Origin of the sequence: Desulfohalobium retbaense DSM 5692 (assembly GCF_000024325.1) — a bacterium.
In the GTDB taxonomy this organism is placed as follows: Bacteria; Desulfobacterota; Desulfovibrionia; order Desulfovibrionales; family Desulfohalobiaceae; genus Desulfohalobium; species Desulfohalobium retbaense.
The window spans coordinates 2151030-2167672 of the sequence record NC_013223.1 but is presented as its reverse complement, the minus strand read 5'-3'; the positions used below and the strand labels follow the sequence as shown (position 1 = coordinate 2167672).

The 16643-nt window shown below is 56.6% G+C and carries 9 protein-coding genes; all 9 read right to left on the bottom strand.

Translation table 11 applies throughout. The features are described from left to right. Positions 1-108: 108 nt before the first annotated feature. Positions 109-1359 carry a cytochrome-c peroxidase gene (locus tag DRET_RS09430; protein WP_015752312.1) on the bottom strand — a complete coding sequence of 417 codons (1251 nt, stop codon included), beginning with the start codon at positions 1357-1359 and terminating at the stop codon, positions 109-111. 1185 nt (positions 1360-2544) lie between these two features. Further along, on the bottom strand, positions 2545-3411 hold the full coding sequence (locus DRET_RS13080) for a FixH family protein (protein WP_015752311.1): 867 nt from the start codon (positions 3409-3411) through the stop codon (positions 2545-2547). A gap of 178 nt (positions 3412-3589) precedes the next feature. Beyond that, the gene (locus DRET_RS09420) at positions 3590-5020 is read right to left on the bottom strand and encodes an outer membrane homotrimeric porin (RefSeq protein WP_015752310.1); all 1431 of its coding nucleotides are present in this window, start codon (positions 5018-5020) and stop codon (positions 3590-3592) included. Between the two features lie 142 nt (positions 5021-5162). Then, positions 5163-6821: an FG-GAP-like repeat-containing protein gene (locus DRET_RS09415; RefSeq protein ID WP_015752309.1), complete on the bottom strand. Its 1659-nt coding sequence runs from the start codon at positions 6819-6821 to the stop codon at positions 5163-5165. Positions 6822-8049: 1228 nt separating this feature from the next. Then, positions 8050-9732 (bottom strand): LysM peptidoglycan-binding domain-containing protein, encoded by a 1683-nt coding sequence (locus DRET_RS09410; RefSeq protein ID WP_015752308.1) that lies wholly within the window; start codon positions 9730-9732, stop codon positions 8050-8052. 704 nt (positions 9733-10436) lie between these two features. After that, positions 10437-11606 carry a Fic family protein gene (locus DRET_RS09405; protein ID WP_015752307.1) on the bottom strand — a complete coding sequence of 390 codons (1170 nt, stop codon included), beginning with the start codon at positions 11604-11606 and terminating at the stop codon, positions 10437-10439. A 1067-nt stretch (positions 11607-12673) separates the two neighbouring features. Then, positions 12674-12988 carry an IscA/HesB family protein gene (locus tag DRET_RS09400; protein WP_015752306.1) on the bottom strand — a complete coding sequence of 105 codons (315 nt, stop codon included), beginning with the start codon at positions 12986-12988 and terminating at the stop codon, positions 12674-12676. 644 nt (positions 12989-13632) lie between these two features. Further along, positions 13633-13938 carry an IscA/HesB family protein gene (locus DRET_RS09395; RefSeq protein WP_015752305.1) on the bottom strand — a complete coding sequence of 102 codons (306 nt, stop codon included), beginning with the start codon at positions 13936-13938 and terminating at the stop codon, positions 13633-13635. Between the two features lie 97 nt (positions 13939-14035). Next, on the bottom strand, positions 14036-16549 hold the full coding sequence (locus DRET_RS09390; RefSeq protein WP_015752304.1) for a heavy metal translocating P-type ATPase: 2514 nt from the start codon (positions 16547-16549) through the stop codon (positions 14036-14038). Positions 16550-16643 lie beyond the last annotated feature (94 nt).

The following is a 16643-nucleotide window of genomic DNA, read 5'->3' as shown; positions in this document are numbered from 1 at the left end:
TATTTCCGGTGACAGACACGGCCACAGTCACGACCCCATTCTTCAATTCCAAGATCCCTCAATTTTCCAATCCAATACCCCTATCCCACGGTCTGGAAGCTCCCGTTTTTATTGAGAGTTCAAAACTTCGTCCATCCTCGGCGTGACATCGCTGGTCAGCGACTCCATAAAGGCGATCAGCGCGTCTTTTTTCTCTTCTGTCAGATCGGCGTGGGTCAGTTCAGGATTGGTCTCGCTTTCCTTGGCGTAGAAGTCGATGACTTCTTCCAGGGTCTCGATCTGCCCGGCGTGCATGTACGGCGGGCGGACAGCCACGTTGCGCAGTGTCGGGGTCTTGAAGGCCTGGCGGTATTTGTCCTGATCCGTGTCCATGAATCGCAGCGCCGAACACTCCTTGGGCTCGGCGTCGGAATAGTCCCCCATGCAGTTGAACATGTCGTGCTGGACCTGGGTAATGCCTTTGGCCCGTCCGGCATCGAATTCCGGACCGAAGGCCTCGTTGACGCCGGTGTCGTGGAAGCCGTCGTTGGTCAGCCGGGGACCGAAGTGGCAGCCGAAGCAGCCCGCATCGCCGATAAAGAGCTTCAGCCCGGCTTGCTGTTTTTGTGACAGATGGCCATCGGCCTGATTCTCGTTGCCGGCTGCCAAGTCGGCGGCGAAGCGGTCAAACGGCGCTTCGCTGGGCAGGATAACGCGGACATAGGCGGCCAGTGCCTTGCCGGTGTTGGCGAAAATGGTGTTGATTGTGTCCCGCACCGCCGGATCAAGCTCCCGCCACGCCTCGAGGGCGTCCTGATCGAATTCCACGGGCATGGCGATGGACGGGAGGTTGGCGGGCAGCTTGGGGAGCGGCCCGAAAACCGCCTCGTACTCGTCGCGGTATTGGGACCGGATCAACTCCACACAACCGGTCCGGCTGATACCGTGTTCCCGGGGGTTTTCGATCGGGGCCAGCGTCTGGCTCCAGAGGGTGTCCTTGCGTCCGTCCCAGAAAAACCAGTCGTTATAGGCCACAGCGATAAGCGGCATGGTCCGCCGCGTCACGCGGCCCACGCCGACGGCCACTGGACGCCCGTCCTGGAAGGATTTGTCTTCCGGGTGGCAGGTGGCGCAGGAAATCTTGTCGTTGGCACTGAACCGGGCATCGTGAAAGACCTTTTCCCCAAAGCGCGCCGCAGCCGGGTCCGTGTCCACATCATTCGACGGATCGTCCGGCAGGGGCGGCAGCTTGTCCAATTGCATGCTGGCGATAAGACGCTTCTCCTGGTCCGTCCATTGGATGTCCTCAGCGCCCGAACCAAGCGAGGGGAGAAGCAGGGCGAGGCAGATGGTGGTGGTCAGTACGACATTGAAGCGCATGGGGAGTCCTTTTGCTGGTGCCGAAATGGATGTTTGGGGTTGTAAGTTGTTAGGGGAATTGAGGAATTGAAGAATTTTGGGATTGAGGAATCGAGGAATTGAGGTATTGAAGAATTGAAGAAGGAAAAACAGTACGTCCTCTCCATATCGAGATTCGATCTTTTCCAGTTTTCCTAACAACTTAAAACCTCACACTTAAAACCTGCTTTCCCAGTACGTAGGTCGGCTCCGGCAGAGCCGAAGCCGACAGGGAGTGGAAAGAGCGATTTCGATCAAGCACCCTCAGGGCTTTCCTGCTTTGTAGAGGTCTTGTGTCTCACCCAAGGCTTACGTCGGCTGACGCTGCGCTTTCAGCCGACCTACGGGGATGAGGACGTTTTAAGTTTTAGGTTTTAAGTGTTAAGGAAAACACAAGAAAGAGGCCTACAAACTCAGCGGTACGTAGGTCGGCTCCGGCGGAGCCGAAGCCGACAAGGAGACAAAGTTCAGGATTTCAAGAGTCGATTTCGATCCCGATCCCGATATCGATTTGGATTCGGCACCCCTCAAAGCTTCCCTGTATTTCCGGTCACAGTCGCGGTCCCATTCTTCAATTCCTCAGTCTTCCTTAACACTTAAAACCTAGCACTTAAAACCTGCTTTCCCAGTACGTAGGTCGGCTCCGGCGGAGCCGAAGCCGACAAGGAGACAAAGCTCAGGATTTCAAGAATCGATTTCGATAGCGATCCCGATAGCGATTTCGATCAAGCACCCTCAGGGCTTTCCTGCTTTGTAGAGGTTTCGTGGCTCACCCAAGGCTTACGTCGGCTGACGCTGCGCTTTCAGCCGACCTACGGGGATGAGGACGTTTTAAGTTTTAGGTTTTAAGTGTTAAGGAAAACACAAGAAAGAGGCCTACAAACTCAGCAGTACGTAGGTCGGCTCCGGCGGAGCCGAAGCCGACGGGAAGACAAAGCTCAGGATTTCAAGAATCGATACCGATCCCGATCCCGATAGCGATTTGGACTTCGGATTCGGCACCGTCAGGGCTGTTCTGGATTTCCAGTCACAGACACGGTCACAGTCAAGACCCTATTCTTCAATCCCTCGATCCCTCAATCCGCCAAAGTCGCAGCGCACGTATATGTACGTAAGAGTTTGAACGTATTGCAGCAACGCAGCCATTGGGAGATTTTCAATGGCCTGCTACGGCAACATAAAATCAAATATCGCTCTGTCGTGGGTTTCCATTGTCCGGATGGTCAGGATCACCCGCCACCAGCCGGGCATGTGGAATTTCAGCCCTTCGACAAGGTAAACGCCGGTTTGCTCTGTGGTCGAAACCTCGGGGCGGGTGGGCAGGCCGTGGCCGTGTTGGGGCATATCCCCGTCGGCGGTGACAACGGCGCGGACCGGATCGCCGTTTTGATCCCGGACTGTGATTTCCCAGGAGTGGATCTGGTTCATCAGCACGCGGCCGGGCACAGGGGAGTAGGAGACCGTGAAGGCGCCGTCTTCACTCTGGACGGTCGTCGGAAATGTCTCCGGCGGGGTCATGTCCTGCATGCCGTGGCCGTGGTCCCCGTGGTCGTGAGCCATCTGATCCATCTGTCCCTGCTGCATCCCAGCGGCTAGATCGAAAACAAGGGTATCCGCAACACCGCTTTTGCTGGCCTTGACGATGAGTTGGCCCTGGAGTTCCGGTAGCTGGAGGTTGCGGATGAGATAGAGCCCGCTCATGACTTCCTGGACATCGGGGTTCAGTGCTTGGCGCGTACCATTTTTGGCCCAGGCGAATTCCAGGCTCAGACCGGGAACATCGGCGTCCTGGCGGTTATGAAAGATGAGGTCGGCGGTGTTGGCGCCGGCGACCAATTCCCCGCTGGCCGGAACCAGTTCGCCGCTGAGCTGGCAGTCTTGGCCGATGGCGAACACGGAGTCGGCGTAGTGAGGTGCAAAGGCGCCCTCGCACTCGTGTTGCGCGGAGGACTGCGGACCGGTTGTGGCGCACGCGGTCAGAAGAAACAGGGAACTGCACAGGGCGAGCAAACGGAACAGTGAACGAGCGGACATGGGGCGCTCCTTGGTTGGCGTGACAGTGAACGATTCTTATTCCTGTCTAGGCCGGAGCAGGGCGGGGTGTCAATTGGGAATGGGGAGTTCTCGGGAGTGGAGCCCGGAAATACCGATAAAAAAAGCCGGGGCCCAAATGGGCCCCGGCTGGAAGTGGCATCAGGCAAGCGAAGCGGTGCTAGAAGCTATAGCTCAAGCTGGCTTCCATTGTGGTGTAGGCATCGTCAGCGAAGTCATCGCCACGGTCACCAAGATCTTCGTCGTAGTCGGCCTTGGTGTAGGCAAAGAACAGGCCAGCGGACAGATTTTCGTAAACCTGGTAGGAGTTATCGAATTCAACGGTCCACATGGAGTCTTCTTCGGTCATGAAACTGTCACCATAGAAGTCAGCAGCTTCTTTGTCGGAGGTGCCTGCAACATAACCAATGGTCAGATCGTGAGAAAGTTTCTCGATAAAAGAGATGTCTTTCAGTTGAAAAGCCAAAGCCCAAAGGCCGGCACCAACTTCAGCCTGTGTGTCTCCATCGGCGTTAGTAACATAGCCGTTACCAAAGTCGTCTACAGCGTTAAACGGCTTATAGTTAGACACAACGGTGGGCAACATTTCACTACCATCGCTCGGATCATCATCATCGCCGCTTCCGTAGAAGAACACTACTCCAGGAGTAAACATGTCCATTTTGTAGTCAGCAGTGATTTGAGTGAACCAGCCAGCACGTTCGGCGGCGTCTTCAGCATCTTCACCTTCTACAGTGAAATTATCTTTAGTTTCAACACTGGATGTTCCATAAATGAAATCCGCACCAATGGTGATAGGATCAAACATGGTCACTTGGCCGTTAAAACCATACCAATAGGCGGTGTGATCATCAATTTCCCCAAAAGGGCTTCCGTCTTCGTCATAGAACGGCACTAAACTGCCAGATTCTTCGCCAATGTCAGACTCAGCGAACATGAAATACGGATTGAAGGCAACGCCATCCATGGTGATGGGCAATACTGCGTACACAGCACTTGTTTGCGCGGTGAATTCATTGTCATCGCCAGCATCAGTCGCGTTCCAGGCAGATCCTTGCTGATCCAACATGGCGTAACCGGCGGTCAGTCCAACCATGTCATTAAACGGCATGGAAACCTGGATGCCATTGGCGGTGTCATCAAACACGTTGTCCCCACCGGCTCCAGGGAGTTGAAAACCAAAATCACCGCCTTTTACACGAATGTCCGTATTCGGGACCATGAAATCCAAGTAGGCGTGTTCAATTTTCAAATTTTCGGTGCTATCTTCGCCGGCTTCACCTGGTCCAACACCCCAGTCTTGTTCTTGGTAGAGTTGGATGAAGGCTTTCAGGTTTTCGCTTTGAGCAATTTCAAAGCCGAGGTACCAGTCGGTTTCTCCAAAGAAATCGGCAGAATCATATTCGTTGTCGTTAAAGTCAGTGTTGTTTTCCCAGTAAGCGTAGTTGGCCACGTGGCCGTAAATGTTCATGTAGGCGGTGCCACCACCGGCTTCGCCGGCTTCACCCTGCTGCAGGTGCAGGGCGGAGGCGCTGCCAGCCATGCCCAGTACGAAAACCGCGACCAAGGCGAGCAATGCAATGCGTTTCATGTTTTCCTCCTTTTGCGTTCAAAAAATCCCGTGCCACTTCCAAAATCAGTTATCGTCTTAGGGGAAGCCGTGGGCCCCCGTCAAGACAAAATGGGTCAAATTTTGGCAAAAAGTATAATTTTTTTGACCCTAGGGAGTCGGCTTAGTTTGCGCTGTCCTGGGCCGCTTGGGGTGTGTTGCCATTTTTGTCCAAGTCGTAGCTCAACATCAGACTCCGTTTCTTCTGGAGCCCTGTGGCGCCGGGGTGGGTGATGACGCAGGCGTAGAGTTCCTGCCCGCCGTCGCCGTCGACGTCCTCTAACCCGTAGTCAATGACCGAGCCTTTGATGATTCGGGTCTTCCAGACGAGGTTCATGCCGATGCCATCCCAGGCCAACGCCTGGAGCGAGCCCTGGGGAAAGTTCCGGTAGCGTTGGAAGAACTGGGCGGATACGGAGACGGCGCGGTTGACCAGGAGTTCGGCGTTGCCGTCTTCATCCATGTCCGAGGGAACGAGGCGGGCTGGAACGTAAAAGAACTTGGCAGTGTAGCCGCCGCGGTCCTTTTGTTGGTCCATGCCGAGCATGGCCTCGTTTTTTTCCAGGCCCAGGCCGGTGGCGGCGTAGGAGCCGTCTGTGGAAGACTGGAAGTTGGCAGATTCGTTGTAGACCCGAAGGTTGTCGCGGAAGTCTACGGCCACAATCTTGTAACCGTCTTTTTGAGGCAGATAGCAAAAGTTGAAGATATTGCCGATGTCCGGGACGGTCAGTTTGGAGCCGAGTTGATACTCGCCGTTCATCTTGGTCACCTGATGGACGTTGTTGTGGTCAAACAAGCGTCCGTTGCCCTTCTTCTGGCCAACCAGGGTTTTGGTGAAGGTGGGCGGGGTGCGCAGGACATTGAGATAAAGATCGATTTTTTCCTCTTTGACTTCCAACTGGTCGTTTTTGAAATTGAGGATGAAGGAGCGGAGGAATTCGTCCATTTTGGCCGAGACCACGATTTCCTGATAACCGTCGCGGTTGGTGTCGATGAGATTGATGTTCAGGCATTGGATGCGGTGGCCGACGTCGTATTCAGCAATGGGGGCCAGGCGGCGGTCCTTGATGCGGTAGGCGCCGACGGTGTGGTCGGTGAGGATGAAAACCTCGGTGGTGCCGTCGCTGTCCGCGTCGCCAGTGATCATGCCGATGGCTTCGAAATTGAGCGATTGCGAGCGCCAGCGTCCGGGGGTGTTGGGAGAACCCTGGTATTCGAACTGCGGGTTGAGGTAATAATCGCCTTCACTGGACTCGTTGACCACGAAATTCGGGTTGGTGGGCCCGGATTGCTGGGTCTGGGCCTGTTCGGGCTCGGTCTGTTCCGCTTCCGGTTTGCCGAAGACTTCGTTGCTGAGTTCATTGGCGATCTCTTCCATGGCCGGAATGAGGTCGTCCAGTGCAGTCTGGCGGGTCTTGGTGGTCGTGGTTTCCGGGCCGAGCATGGAGGCATCCAGGCTGGCCTGCTCGCCCATGATGGTCGCGCTGCCCCAGACAAGGTAGTCGGTGCCGATTTTCTGGCGCAGGGCGCTGGCAGCGTCCTGACTGGTGATATCCTTGGCCGTTGCAGTGGTGCTGTCCGCTGGTGTGGATTCGAAGTTGTCCTCCCAGCCCAGGCGGGAGACGAGCATGGAGCGGATGCCCTCGGAGAGGTAGCGGTATTCCTGGGGGCCGTGGATGGCGAACGGCAGCACAGTATAGGATTTGACAGCGGCCTGCACGGGCAGGGCGGTGCACAGGATCAGCACAAGTGCCCAGAAGAGGACTTGAATATGACGGCGCATGGGCGATGAGCCTCCGGTTGGACGTTGGCGGGGCGGGCAGCGCCCCGGTGGGTTCATGTGTTAAGCACTCGGTTTATAATCAGGATGGGCGGCATTGACAAGGATTGGGATTTGGGAGGCAAGTTTTATGTTTTAGGTTTTAAGTGTTAAGGAAGATTGAGGAATTGAAGAATTGAGGGACCAAGTGATTGAGGGATCGAGGGATTGGGGAATTCAGGAATTGAAGAAAGGGATCGTGTCTGTGACCGTGTCTGTGACCGGAAATACAGGGAAGCTTTGAGAGGTGCCGAATCCAAATCGCTATCAGGATCGGTATCGGGATCGATTCTTGAAATCCCTGTCGGCTTCAGCTGCGCTGGAGCCGATCGACGGACTGCTGAGTTTGTAGGTCTCTTTCTTGTGTTTTCCTTAACACTTAAAACCTAAAACTTAAAACGTCCTCATCCTCCTAGGTCGGCTGAAAGCGGAGCGTCAGCCGACGTAAGCGTTTGTTGAGACTCTAGACCTCTACAAAGCAAAAAAAACTGACGGTGCCGAGTCCAAATCGCTATCGGTATCGGGATCGGGATCGATTTTTGAAATCCTGTCGGCTTCAGCTGCGCTGGAGCCGACCTACGTGCTTGGAAAACAGGTTTGAAGTGTTAGGTTTTAAGTTGTTAGGAAAATTGAGGAATTGAGGGATCGAGGGATTGGGGGATTCAGGAATTGAAGAAAGGGATCGTGACTGTGACCGTGTCTGTGACCGGAAATACAGGGAAGCTTTGAGAGGTGCCGGATCCAAATCGCTATCAGGATCGGTATCGGGATCGATTCTTGAAATCCCTGTCGGCTTCAGCTGCGCTGGAGCCGATCGACGGACTGCCCCCGACTTGGAGAGAGCGTCCTGTTTTTCATATTTTGCCTTTTTCCTCTTCAATCCCTCGATTCCAAAATCCTTCAATTCCTCAATAATATAAATTGCTTAAAACCTGAAACTTAAAACTCTTCTAGAGCCAGGCAGGCGCCTGGCGGTCCCGGAAGAGGGAAGCCGGAATAGCAAACGTCGGCAATCTTGTATCCAAATCGCTATCGGGATCGAAATCGAAATCAATTTTTGAAATCCTGGAGCCGACCTACATACTGACTTCGATTTGGAACGGACGTGCTGTTTTTTGTATTTTGCCTTTTTTCTCTTCAATCCCTCAATCCTAAATTCTTCAATTCCTCAATCATTCTTGGTATTTGCTTTTCACCCTCCCAAGATCCAGCACGGGCGGCCGGTGAGGTGGAGCAGGGCCGGGAGGTAGATATCGGTCCCGGGGGGAAAGATCAGCTCCGGGCCCTGGCCGCGGCGCAGGGTGCGGCAGCGAAAGGTGATGCCGATAGGGGCACCCGATCGGGGCAGAAAGAGGTGGCGCCGGGCGTGCATCCCGGACACGGGGACCCGTCCGCCGAATTCCTGCCGCAATTCGGCCATGCGCAGGTGGGGGACGAGGATCTGCTCTTGGGGCGGCGGCTGGACCGGCAGGAGTTCCTGGGAAGGGGCGTCCCATGTGCTGAGAATGATGTTGCGTTGTTGGAGCAGCCCGGCCAGGACTCGGGTTTCGAAACTCACCTGGCGCTGGGGATCGATCAGGACGTAGATGCGCGACGGGGTCTGTCCCTTGTCGACAAAGATCCATTTGCCGCGCAGTTCCAGGCCGAGGTGGCGGCGGTGAGTGATAAGCGGTCTGTTGCGCGGCCAGAGCTGGACCAGTTCAGGATCGGTCCGGTCCAGGGCTTTGAGGGCGTCTTCGGTCTCCCAGTTGGCGGGAACAGAAAGGGGCGTCAGACCGGCGTCTGCATAGCGTTGGGTATCCTCTCCGGGGACGAGGATGAGGGTCTCCCCGGAGGGGGTCTTGAGAAGCGGAGTGCGCTCGGTGTCGATTTGCAGCCAGCCTTTGTCAGTGGGGAAGTATCGAGTCCCGCCGCGAACGGGCTGGTAGCCAGCCTGTTTGGCCAGGGCATAAAAAGCGTCGTTGGGCTCAGCCTGGGAAGGTGCAGACTCGGACGAGCTAGCGGCAGCAGTTTGAGCCGGAGTGGGCGAAGCGGCGTCCGTGGTGGTGCGGGGTGCGTCAGGGCCTTCTGGCAGGGGCGCGCCGGCTGCATTGGGCGGAGGTGGCGCCGAGTCTGCACCGGTCGTCGTTTGTGAACCGGCTCCGGGTTGCGGCCCCTTGCCCACGGCGGTGGCCAGGTCGGCGTCGGAGGGTGTTCTCTTGGGTGTTGTGACCGTGCTGTTTGAACTCTTGGGCGAAGCTGTAGGGGCGGCAGTCGGCGTGGAAGGCTCGGTGGCGTTGGCGCTTGCACGGGGAGATGGCGACGCTGGGTCGGGGGCTGTGCTGTTTGTCGCTGCGTCCGAGGCGACGGGCGATGGCTTGGGCACCGGGAGCCGCAGTTGCTGACCGGGATAGATGCGGTCGATATTGTCGAGTTCAGGATTGGCCTGGCGGAAATAGTCGAGATAGCGGCGGTGGATGGCACGCACGGGCAGGTTTGTCCGGCGGCGCAGAATGGTGAAGACCGTGTCCCCGGGCTGGACGGTATACGGCACCTGGCTGACAGAGTCGGGCAGGGTGGGGCCTGGGGCCGAAGGGGCTTCGCCTCGCGGGGGAGGCAGGAAGATGCGCTGTCCGGGCCGGAGGGTGTCCAGATCCGGGATATGGGGGTTGGCGCGGTCGATGGTGGGCAGGGCGTGTTCGATGGCGGCGTTGTCCCAGCCTCGACCGCGCATGATGCGGAACAATGTGTCCCCAGCCTGGACGGTGTAGAGTTGGTAGCCGGCCGGAGCGTCGACGTTTTTGTTGAAGAACAGGCGCGGCGCTGTCCGGGCCGGAGCGGCTGACAGGAGGATGGCTCCCAAGAGAGCGAAAACAAGGGGGATCGACCAGCGCATGCCTCTTTGTTGCCAAGGACGGGGCTGGGGTCAAGTGCAATTGTCGGGAGGCAGTGACCGTGTCTGTGACGGGGAAGGCAGGGAGGGTGTGACCGTGTCAGTGTCTGTGACTGGAAAGGCATAAAAGCCTTGAGGGCGCTGAATCGAAATCGGTATCGGGATCGAAATTGATTTTTGAAATCCTGTCGGCTTCAGCAAGAGCCAGGCAGGCGCCTGGCGGTCCCGGAAGAAGGAAGCCGGTAGCCGGAATACGGAAGACGGATAAAGAGACGGCAAGAAACACCAATTCCGGTCACGATCCCGATTGCGATCCCGATACCGATTTGGAGCGGACGTGCTGTTTTTTGTATCCGGTTTTTCCGCTCTACATTTTCCCAATTTTCCAATCCTTCAATTCTTCAATTTCCCCAATCGTTATTAATGCGGCAACGCAGGCAGTTTTGCTGGATTGCCCGGTATCAATGGCCTGTGCTGAACTCAACGCAAGGGACCGGGCAATGACGGGAACAACTTCGTGTGTGGCGATCAGGAGGTCGTGCCATATGAGTAAGTACCGCAGGAACGGCGATGGCGCTGGAACCAGATGCTGGGGGGCCATGAAGAGGGCGTATTGTGACGCAGATCGCGCAAATCTGCGCTGATAAGGAGACGCAAAAAGGCAAAGTCTGGCTCGAGGCATGCGGTAGTTGATCGCAAAGGCAGTTTCATTCAGGCAAAATTTCTGTCCCCCGGTTCAAGATCGAGATATATTCATGGTAGCTGAATACGCGATTGCGTTTGTGCCCGGTCGTTTCACGGACAATTCCAATTTGCTCAAGAGACCTGAGTGACTTGTTGACAGTGGCTGGAGAAAGACCCGTCTTTTGAACGAGCCATTGCGAGGTGGTCAAGGGGTGTTCCATGAGTGCACGGTGGATGAGCAGGGTGCTTGCTGCAGAACGTCCCAAGTGCTTGATTGCTTTCTCGTCTTTTTGAGCCAAGCCGACTAATTGCTCAGCTGTCTCGACCGCTTGTGTGGCGGTGACGATAACGGCTTCGGCAAAAAAATCGAGCCACCTCTCCCAGTCGCCCTCTGTTCGTACTGTGTTCAGGAGATCGTAATAATATTGACGGTGTGTTTTGAAATACAGGCTCAGATAGAGCATTGGCTGCTGGAGTACTTGGCCTTGGCAGAGAAGAAGGGGTATCAGAAGCCGTCCCAGTCGACCGTTGCCGTCCAGAAAAGGGTGGATAGTTTCAAACTGGACGTGGGCCAGCGCGGCCTTGAGAAGAACCGGTGTGGGCCAGGGGTGGTCGTGGAGGAAAAGTTCAAAATCGTTCATACACGCCAGCATTTTTTCAGCAGGCGGAGGCACAAAGGCGGCATTGTTCGGGGTGGTCCCGCCTATCCAGTTCTGGCTGCGTCGGAAGGCACCAGGGGTTTGTTGGCTTCCCCGTCCCTGCGCCAGCAATACAGCGTGAATTTCTCGCAATAGGCGTAACGAGAGAGGAAATCCTTCCTGAAGGCGGCGTAATCCATGTTCCTGGGCGGCAACATAATTGCTCACTTCGCGAACGTCATCGAGAGGAACGCCTGGATCTTGGTCAAGTTCGAACAGGAGCAGGTCAGTAAGGGAGGATTGGGTCCCTTCAATCATTGACGAAAGGACCGCCTCTTTTCGGATGTACATGTACAAAAAGAGCGAGGTGTCTGGGAGCAGAAGGGATACACTGTCGAGCCGGCCCAGCGCCAGGAGCGCTCGGTCAAATTTTTCCCGCAACTCCGGCGACCACTTGATATCCGGGTGGGGAGGAAGTGGCGCTGGGACAAAGGCCTGGGCCGTAATCCCCGTGGTGGAAATGGGGACATAGTGCCCTTGGAGTGCTCGTTTCATTATGCAGCCCCCGAAAGGTAAAATATGGATTTGTGGTATTTTAGTTTAGTCGGGCAATGTAAAATAAGCCAAGAAGGCGGCCGGTGCAAGGGGAAGGCGAGCTTGGAGTGGGGTTGTTTAAGTGTCTATAATGAATGACTTGTTTGCTGGATGGCAACGAGCGGGGATCGTGACTGTGATGGAAAAGGCAAAGGGAATGTGACTGTGACCGTGTCTGTGACGGGAAAGGCAGGGAGGACCTGAGCGTGCCGGATCGAAATCGCTATCGGGATCGGTATCGGGATCGAAATCAATTTTCGAAATCCCTGTCGGCTTCAGCTGCGCTGGAGCCGACCTACGTGCTGCTGAGTTTGTAGGTCTCTTTCTTGTGTTTTCCTTAACACTTAAAACCTAAAACTTAAAACGTCCTCATCCCCGTAGGTCGGCTGAAAGCGGAGCGTCAGCCGACGTAAGCGTTGGGTGAGGTGTCCAGAACTCTGGAAAGGCAGGAACGCCCTGAGGGGGCAGAATCGAAATCGGTATCGGGATCGGGATCGGGTTCGATCCTTAAACTCCTGTGCTTTGTCTCTCCGTCGGCTTCGGCTCCGCCGGAGCCGACCTACGTACTTGGAAAGCAGATTTGAAGTGTTACGTGTTAAGTTTTAAGTTATTAGGAAGATTGAGGAATTGAAGAATTGAGGGATTGAAGAAAGGGGTCGTGACTGTGACCGTGTCTGTGACCGGAAATACAGGGAAGCCCTGAGGGTGCCGAATCGAAATCGCTATCGGTATCGGGACTGGAGTCGAAATCGATTCTTGAAATCCTGTCGGCTTCAGCAAGAGCCAGGCCGGCGTCTGGCGGTCCCGGGAGAGGGAAGCCGGATAACGACGCGGCAAGAACCAGCAACTCCGATCCCGATTTCGATCCCGATCCCGATTTGGAGAGGATGTGCTGATTTTGGAATCCGGTTTTCCCGCTCATCAATTTTGTAATTCCTCGATCCCTGAATTCGTAAATCACTAAACATCCAAAAAAAGCCGCCTCCCGGAGGAGACGGCTTGCTGCCAATGGACGTTGGGTGGGGCGATCAGCCGCAGCCGCTGCAGCCGCTGCAACCGGCACCGCCGCCGGCGGTCATTTCCAGGTTCGAAGAAACGGAAAAGCCGTATTGGGCGGCGTCGATGGTGATCGGCGAGGCCGCAATGACCAAGCTCTTGTCGACCACGAATGAATACCCTTCGACGTCGAAGACGTCGTCGGTTTCCTGCTTTTCATCCAGTCCAAGCGCCAGGCCGGGGCCGCTGCAGCTCGAGGCCATGTAGACGCGGATGGATGGTATACTTTCCTGGCCCTCGAAGTGTTTGTCCAACTGGGCCTTGGCGTCCGGGGTCAATTCAACCATATGGTGTCCTCCTTGCGTGTTACGTGAATAGTAAGAGTAAGAGCGGCCAAGTGGGGTGTCAATGAGGTTTTGTGTTTTGTTTGCGAAGTCGTTGGGAAGATTGGGGAATTGGGGGATTGAAGAAAGGGATCGTGACTGTGACCGGAAATACAGGAAAGCCCTGAGAGTGCCGAATCGAAATCGGTATCGGGATCGGTATCGATTCTTGAAATCCCTGTCGGCTTCAGCTGCGCTGGAGCCGACCTACGAACTCGGAATGCAGATTTGAAGTGTTACGTGTTAGGTTTTAAGTTGTTAGGAAGATTATGGAATTGAAGAATTGAGGGATTGAAGAATTGGGGAATTGGGGGATTGAAGAAAGGGATCGTGACTGTGACCGGAAATACAGGAAAGCCCTGAGAGTGCCGAATCGAAATCGGTATCGGGATCGGTATCGATTCTTGAAATCCTGTCGGCTTCAGCTGCGCTGGAGCCGACCTACGTACTAACCCCGATTTGGAGAAGACGTGCTGATTTTGCGTATTCTGCCTTTCCGCTTTTCAATTCCTGAATTCCTCGGTCCCTGAATTCGTAAATCACTAAATATACAAAAAAAGCCGCCCCCCGAAGGAGACGGCTTTCGTGACGTCACAACGTCCTGCTTCTTAGCAAGAGGTGCAGCTGCTGCATCCTCCGCCACCCATGTCGATTCCGGGAGAAGTCACGGAAAAGCCATAGGGAGAGGCGTCGATGGTGACCGGTGAAGCGGACTGCATCAAGTTTTTGTCCGCGACAAAGGTGTACCCTTCTACTGTAGCGACGTCGTCGGTTTCTTTTTGCTCATCCAGAGCAAGTGCCAGCCGGGGGCCGCCTCAACCGGCAGCCATGTAGACCCGGATGGCCGGGATTTCTTCTTGGCCCGTGAAATGCTTGTCCAGCTGGGCCTTGGCACCAGGTGTCAACTCAATCATAAAGTCCCTCCTTCAATATGAACTCAAGCTTTCCATAATTACGCATCAAAGACGGGATTGTCAATGATCATGCCCGGCGTGCCGGGCTTTCCAGCCGTTAGCGCATGGCATACGAGGGCTGGAAAAATCGGAGTCGCAGGGCGTTGGTGACCACGGAGACCGAACTCATGGCCATCGCCGCCCCAGCGATCATGGGGTTCAAAGTCGGGCCGCCAAAGGCGTACAGCAGGCCGGCTGCGACCGGGATCCCCAGAATATTGTAGAAAAATGCCCAGAAAAGATTCTGCTTGATATTGCGCACCGTGGCCCGGCTCAGCTCCAGGGCGTCGAGTACGCCGGTCAGGCGCCCCTGCATGAGCACGACATCACCGGATTCAATGGCCACATCAATGCCGGTACCCATGGAGATGCCGAGATCGGCTGCGGCCAGGGCCGGGGCGTCGTTGATTCCGTCGCCGATCATGGCCACTTTGTGCCCTTGCTGTTGCAGATCCTGGATGGCGGCGGCCTTGTTTTCCGGCAGAACCTCGGCCACGACGTCGTCGATCCCGATGCGCTCGGCGATGGCACGGGCCGTGCGGCTGTTGTCTCCAGTGAGCATGATCACTTTGAGGCCGAGATCGTTCAGACGGTGGACGACTTCACTGGCCTCGTCCTTGACGGTGTCGGCAACGCCAAAAATGGCCGCTGCTCGCCCGTCCACGGCAATGGCGATCGGTGTGGCGCCCTGATCGGATTGCTGGCGGATGGTCTCCTGGCTGGACGGGTCATCGATGCCCGCGATGCCTTCGTCTCTGAGGAAGGCCGCATTCCCGATGAGCACATCATGTTCTGCGATCCGGGACCGGATACCTTTGCCCGGCACGGCTTCAAAGGAATCCGGGCGGGGCAAAATGGCCTCTTCCTGGCTCAGCCCTCGGACCAGGGCCTGGGCCAGGGGGTGCTCGGACTCCTGTTCCACCCCGGCCACCAGACGAGCGATGGTCGTCTGGTCCAACCCGTCCTGCTCCATATAATCGGTGTGCACCAATTCGGGGCGTCCGAAAGTCAGGGTCCCGGTCTTGTCAAAGACAACAGCGCCGACTTTGCGGGCCATTTCCAATGCCGCGCCGCTTTTGATGAGCACGCCGAGTTGAGCGCCGCGTCCGGTGCCAACCATGATTGCTGTCGGCGTAGCCAATCCGAGGGCGCAAGGGCAGGCGATGACCATGACGGCGATGAAGATGCGCAGGGCAAAGGTGAATTCGGTCTGGCCCACAAAAAACCAGGCCAGGCCGGCGGTCAGGGCGATGGCCATGACTGTGGGCACGAAATAGAGACTGACCGTGTCCGCCAGGCTGGCGATGGGGGCCTTGGAACCCTGGGCTTCCTGAACCAGCTGGATGATCCGGGACAGGGTTGTATCCTTGCCGACCTTGTCGGCCTGCATGCGCAGGGAGCCGTGGGCGTTGTAGGTGCCGCCCACCAGAGCGTCGCCGATCCGTTTGCCGACCGGGAGACTCTCGCCGGTGAGCATGGATTCGTCGACGCTGGAGTGCCCCTCGACCACCGTGCCGTCCACAGGGATCCGTTCCCCGGGGCGCACGAGCAGGGTGTCGCCGGGCCGGACATCCTGGATGGGGACGCTGACCAGTTCCTCGCCGCGGACCAGAGTGGCGGTCTCAGGCCGCAGCTGCATGAGTTCCTTGATGGCGTCCGAAGTCCGCGCCTTGGAACGGTTTTCGAGATATTTCCCCAGCGAAACCAGGGTCAAAATGACGGCGGCGGATTCAAAATAGAGATCCATAGCCCGGCTGACCGGACTGTTGCCGATCATGATCTCCAAAAGATTCCACGTGGAGTAGACAAAGGCGGCGCTGGTCCCCACCGCGATGAGCGAGTCCATGTTCGGTGCCAGCCGGTACAGATTGGGAAAACCGTGGAGGTAGAAATCCCGGCCGGCCCAGAGGACGGGCACCGTGAGCACGAACTGGGTCAGGGCAAAATTGAGCGGGGCGTGCTGGGGGCTGAGCCACACGGGCAGGGGCAGACCGAGCATTTCGCCCATCGACACGATAAGCAGGGGAATGGTGAAGGCGACGGCGACCCACAACCGTTGGCGCATGGTGTGCAGGCGGTCGAGAAGCTCTTGCTGGCGCTGGTCTTCGGCGGAGTCGCTGTCCTCCATTGCCACAGCTTCGTAACCGGCGTCGGCCACGGCTTTTTGCAGATCGGCAAAGCGGAGTTTGTTCGGGTCCAGAGTCACGCTGGCGGTTTCTGCGGCCAGATTGACCTGGGCCTGGTCGACGCCGGGCAGCTTGCCCAGGGCCTTTTCGACCCGCGCCGAACAGGCGGCGCAGGTCATGCCCCGGATGCCGAGTTGGAGTTGCTGGTGGCTGGAGGGCGGCTGGGCGTTGAACCCCGCGTCTTTCACGGCCTGGACGATGTCCTCGGCGGAGACGATCACCGGGTCCCAACTCACCTGCATGGTTTCCGCCGCCAGGTTGACCGACGCTTCTTGGACGCCTTCCATTTTGTTCACGGTCCGCTCAATACGGGAGGAACACGCCGCACAAGTCATGCCGGTTATGGAAAAAGTGCCCTTGTGAGGGGTGGAAGTGGAGGCGTCCATAATGTCTCCTTGCCTTGTGCTGGTGACGGTTGGGAGCAGAGGGAAAAACCTTTGCCGCAACCGGGAACCCTCAAGCGTTGCCTGTCGCCCGGAT